This window comes from Desulfocurvus sp., assembly GCF_023230885.1.
Lineage (GTDB): Bacteria > Desulfobacterota > Desulfovibrionia > Desulfovibrionales > Desulfovibrionaceae > Desulfocurvus.
Genome location: NZ_JALNWM010000252.1, coordinates 1 through 4,043 on the forward strand (window position 1 = coordinate 1; position 4,043 = coordinate 4,043).

Genomic DNA, 4,043 nt, shown 5'->3' on the forward strand with positions numbered 1-4,043 from the left:
GGGCGGCGGACGAATTCTGGCTGGCCGGGGCCGGGGCCGGGCGGCCGTGGTGGATGTGGGCGCTGCTGGGCGCGGGGCTGAACGTCTCCTCCCAGTTCGGCGACTTCTTCGAGTCGGCCCTCAAGCGCCGCCTGGGCGTCAAGGATTCGGGCACCCTGCTGCCCGGCCACGGCGGCGTGCTCGACCGCATCGACAGCCTGCTGCTGGCCGTGGCCACCTATGCGGGGCTGGACGCCGTATTCCACTTCTTCCGCAGCGCCAGCGCCGGGTAGGCCGCCGCCATGCAATACATCTCCCCCCTGGCGCCCCGCGCCGACGGCCCACGGCGGCTGGTGATCCTGGGCAGCACCGGGTCCATCGGCGTCAGCGCCCTGCGCGTGGTGGCCGAGCATCCCGGGCGCTTCGAGGTCCTGGCCCTGGCCGGGGCGCGCAACGCCGCCCGGCTGGCCGAGCAGGCCGCGGCCCTGCGCCCGCCCCGGCTGGCCGTGCTGACCCCCGAGGCCGCCGGGGAACTGCGCGCCCTGCTGCCCGCAGGCTACGCGCCCCGGATCCTCGTCGGCCCCGAGGCCTATGTGGAACTGGCCACCCTGCCCGAGGCCGACACGGTGCTGGCGGCCCAGGTGGGCGCGGCGGGGCTGCCCCCGGCCCTGGCCGCGGCCCGCGCGGGCAAGGTCATCGCCCTGGCCAACAAGGAGGCCCTGGTCCTGGCCGGGCACCTCTTCCGCCGGGAGTGCCACCGCCACGGGGCCATGATCCTGCCCGTGGACTCGGAGCACAACGCCCTGTTCCAGGCCCTGGCCGGGCACGACCCGCGCCATGTGCGCCGCCTGATCCTCACGGCTTCGGGCGGCCCCTTCCGGGGCTGCGGCCGCGAGGCCCTGGCCCGGGTGACCCGCGCCCAGGCCCTGGCCCATCCCAACTGGTCCATGGGCGCCAAGATCAGCGTGGACTCGGCCACCCTGATGAACAAGGGCCTGGAGGTCATCGAGGCCGCGCACCTCTTCGGCCTGGGGCCCGAGGCCATCGACGTGGTGGTCCATCCGCAAAGCATCGTGCACTCGCTGGTGGAATACCACGACCGCTCCGTGCTGGCGCACCTGGGCCCGCCGGACATGCGCATCGCCATCGCCTACGCCCTGTGCTGGCCCGAGCGGGCGCCCCTCGCCCTGGAGCCCCTGGACCTGGTGCGCGCCGGACACTTGACCTTCGAGGCCCCGGCATTAGATATGTTCCCTTGCCTGGCCTACGCCTTCGAGGCGCTGCGGGCCGGGCCGAGCCACCCCGTGGCCGTCAACGCCGCCAACGAGGTGGCCGTGGAACTCTTCCTGGCCGGAGCCATCGGCTTCATGGACATCCCGGCCCTGGTGGCCCGCGCCCTGGGAGCCCACCGCCCACAGGACGTGGACAGCCTGGAGGCCATCATGGAACTGGACGCGGCCACCCGCGCAACGGTCCGCGCCTGGGCCGCCAACCCCTGACGCCGCCCCCGCACGGGCGGGCGGCAACACAGGAGACCCCCCCGCGATGCAAGGTGCCTTTGCCGTCATCCTGGTTCTCGGAGCGCTGATATTCTTCCATGAACTTGGCCACTTCCTCGTGGCCCGGCTGCTGGGCATCGGGGTCAAGACCTTTTCCCTGGGCTTCGGGCCGCGCCTTCTGGCCTTCGACCGGGGCCGCACGCGCTACCAGCTCTCCCTGGTACCCCTGGGCGGCTATGTGCAGCTCGTGGGCGAGTCCGACCAGGACGACCAGCCCGACGGCTTCACCAGGGCCGAGAACTTCGCCCTGCGCCCGCCGCTGCACCGCATGCTCGTCATCGCCGCCGGGCCGATCTTCAACTTCGTGCTGGCCTGGGTCGTGCTGTTCGGCATCTACGCCACGGCGGGCAAGACCGAGCTGGCCACCACCGTGGGCAGCGTGCAGGCCGAAAGCGCCGCCGAGGCCGCGGGTGTGCTGCCCGGCGACCGCATCGTCGCCCTGGACGGCGAGCCCGTCCACTTTTGGAACGAGATGACCGAACGCATCGCCGCCAGCCAGGGCCGGACCATGCAGGTCACCGTGCAGCGCGACGGCGCCCCCCTGACCCTGGAGATCACCCCGCGCCTGTCCGAGCGGCGGTCCATCTTCGGCGAAACCATCACCACGCCCATGCTCGGCGTGGGCTCGGCGGGCGAACTGGCCACCCTGCCCATGCACGCGGGCTCGGCCCTGGTCCAGGGCGCGGCGGACACCTGGGGCTACATCGCCCTGACCTTCAAGGCCCTGGTCAAGATCGTGGAACGGGTCATCCCCCTGGAGACCGTGGGCGGGCCGATCATGATCGCCCAGCTCGTGAGCCAGGGCGCCGAGCAGGGCATTGTCAGCGTCCTGCTGCTCACGGCCATCATCAGCGTGAACCTCGGGCTCATCAACCTGTTCCCCATCCCCGTGCTCGACGGCGGGCACATCCTGTTCCTCACCCTGGAGATGATCTTCCGCCGCCCGGTGCCCGAGCGCTGGCAGATCATGACCACCCGCCTGGGCGTCGTGTTCCTGGTGGCCCTCATGGGCCTGGCCATCTTCAACGACATCCTGCGGCTGTTCACCGCGCCGTCCTGACGCTATGGCCCGCAAGCGACCCCAGGCCCCCGAGCTGCGCCCGGCCCTTGTGCTGTGCGGCGCCGAAGAGCGCCTGCACCTCGTGCTGGCCCAGGACGGCGCCGTGCTCGCCGCCCAGGAGCTGGCCGTGCCCGGGCGGGCCATGCGCCACACGGCCCCGGCCCTGGAGGGCCTGCTGGGCTGCCTGGGCCTCGCCGTGCAGGACCTGACCGGGGTGGCCGTGGTGCGCGGGCCGGGCAGCTTCACCGGGCTGCGCATGACCCTGGCCCTGGCCCTGGGCCTGGCCCGGGCGGCGGCCCTGCCCCTGGCCGGGCTGGACTACCTGCCCCTGCTGGCCGCCGGGCCCGCGCCGCTGCTGGCGGGCACCCTGGCCGTGCTCACCCATTCGCGCTCGGGGCAGGTCTACATGCAGCCCTTCGCCATGCCCGACGCCGCGCCCCTGGCCGGGCCCGCGCCCATGAGCCTGGAGCGGGCGGCCGGGGCCCTGGCCGCCCTGCCGGGGCCCTGCCACGCCCTGGGCAGCGGCCTGCGGGCCAACGCGGACTTCCTCGCCGCCGCCCTGCCCGGGCTGGCCCTGCTGGACGCGCGCTTCGACCAGCCCCTGGCCCACGTCCTGGCCCGGGCCGCCGCCGAGGCCGCCTTCGGCCCCGAGCCGCCCGCCCCGCTCTACCTGCGCGCCAGCGACGCCGAGGACAACCTCGCGGCCATCGCCGCCGGGCGCGGCCTGGACCCCGCCGCCGCCCGCCGCCGCCTGGATGCCGCCACCTCGCGCCTGGACGCCCCGGCGGACTGCCCGCCCCCCCTTTCCTCCCGCTGACGCCCAGCCCGGGCCGCCCCTTTCCTCCCGTTGGCGCCCGCCCGGGCCGCCCCGTTGCGCCCCGCCGACACCCAACCGAAGCCCCGCCGTCCGGCCCCCGGGGCCCGGTGCGCGCAAAGTCGCCCCTGCCCCCTAAAGGCTCCGGCCCGCCCCGCCGATGAGACAGGCAACACGCGGACGCAATCCGGCAAGGACAGCCAGATCAGCCGCCCGCGCGGGCCTCACGCATACCCGGCAGGGACGCCGGGCGCAGAGAACAGACTTTCATGGAGGAAAGTGGCATGTCTCTGGTCATCAATACGAACCTGATGGCGATCAACGCCGCCAGGAACCTCAGCAACTCGTTCGGGGCGCTCGGAACGTCGGTTCGCCGGCTGTCTTCCGGGCTGCGCATCGGCACCGCCGCAGACGACGCGGCGGGCATGGCCGTGCGCGAGATCATGCGTTCGGAAATCGCGGCCCTGCACCAGGGCGCCCGCAACGCCAACGATGCCATCTCGCTGATCCAGACCGCCGACGGCGCCCTGGGCGTCATCGACGAAAAGCTCATCCGCATGAAGGAGCTGGCCGAACAGGCGGCCACGGGCACCTACAACTCCGACCAGCGCCTGATCATCGACTCCGAGTA

Annotated in this window: 4 protein-coding genes and 1 pseudogene; all 5 read left to right on the plus strand. The window is 73.4% G+C overall.

Annotated elements, in window-relative coordinates:
* The coding region (locus tag M0P34_RS14140) for a phosphatidate cytidylyltransferase (protein ID WP_291500258.1) at nt 1-272 on the plus strand (272 nt) is incomplete at its 5' end.
* Between the two features lie 9 nt (nt 273-281).
* Nucleotides 282-1,478: a 1-deoxy-D-xylulose-5-phosphate reductoisomerase gene (gene dxr / locus M0P34_RS14145; RefSeq protein ID WP_291500260.1), complete on the plus strand. Its 1,197-nt coding sequence runs from the start codon at nt 282-284 to the stop codon at nt 1,476-1,478.
* A gap of 46 nt (nt 1,479-1,524) precedes the next feature.
* Nucleotides 1,525-2,598, plus strand: a complete 1,074-nt coding sequence (rseP, locus tag M0P34_RS14150) for an RIP metalloprotease RseP (protein ID WP_291500263.1) — start codon at nt 1,525-1,527, stop codon at nt 2,596-2,598.
* Between the two features lie 4 nt (nt 2,599-2,602).
* Nucleotides 2,603-3,415 carry a tRNA (adenosine(37)-N6)-threonylcarbamoyltransferase complex dimerization subunit type 1 TsaB gene (gene tsaB / locus M0P34_RS14155; RefSeq protein ID WP_291500265.1) on the plus strand — a complete coding sequence of 271 codons (813 nt, stop codon included), beginning with the start codon at nt 2,603-2,605 and terminating at the stop codon, nt 3,413-3,415.
* Nucleotides 3,416-3,696: 281 nt separating this feature from the next.
* A pseudogene (locus M0P34_RS14160) lies at nt 3,697-4,043 on the plus strand (flagellin); the annotation flags it as partial.

Excerpts from the sequence above, each read along its gene's own strand:
- dxr (WP_291500260.1), top strand. The coding sequence starts at position 282 with ATGCAATACATCTCCCCCCTGGCGCCCCGCGCCGACGGCCCACGGCGG.
- rseP (WP_291500263.1), top strand. The coding sequence starts at position 1,525 with ATGCAAGGTGCCTTTGCCGTCATCCTGGTTCTCGGAGCGCTGATATTC.
- tsaB (WP_291500265.1), top strand. The coding sequence starts at position 2,603 with ATGGCCCGCAAGCGACCCCAGGCCCCCGAGCTGCGCCCGGCCCTTGTG.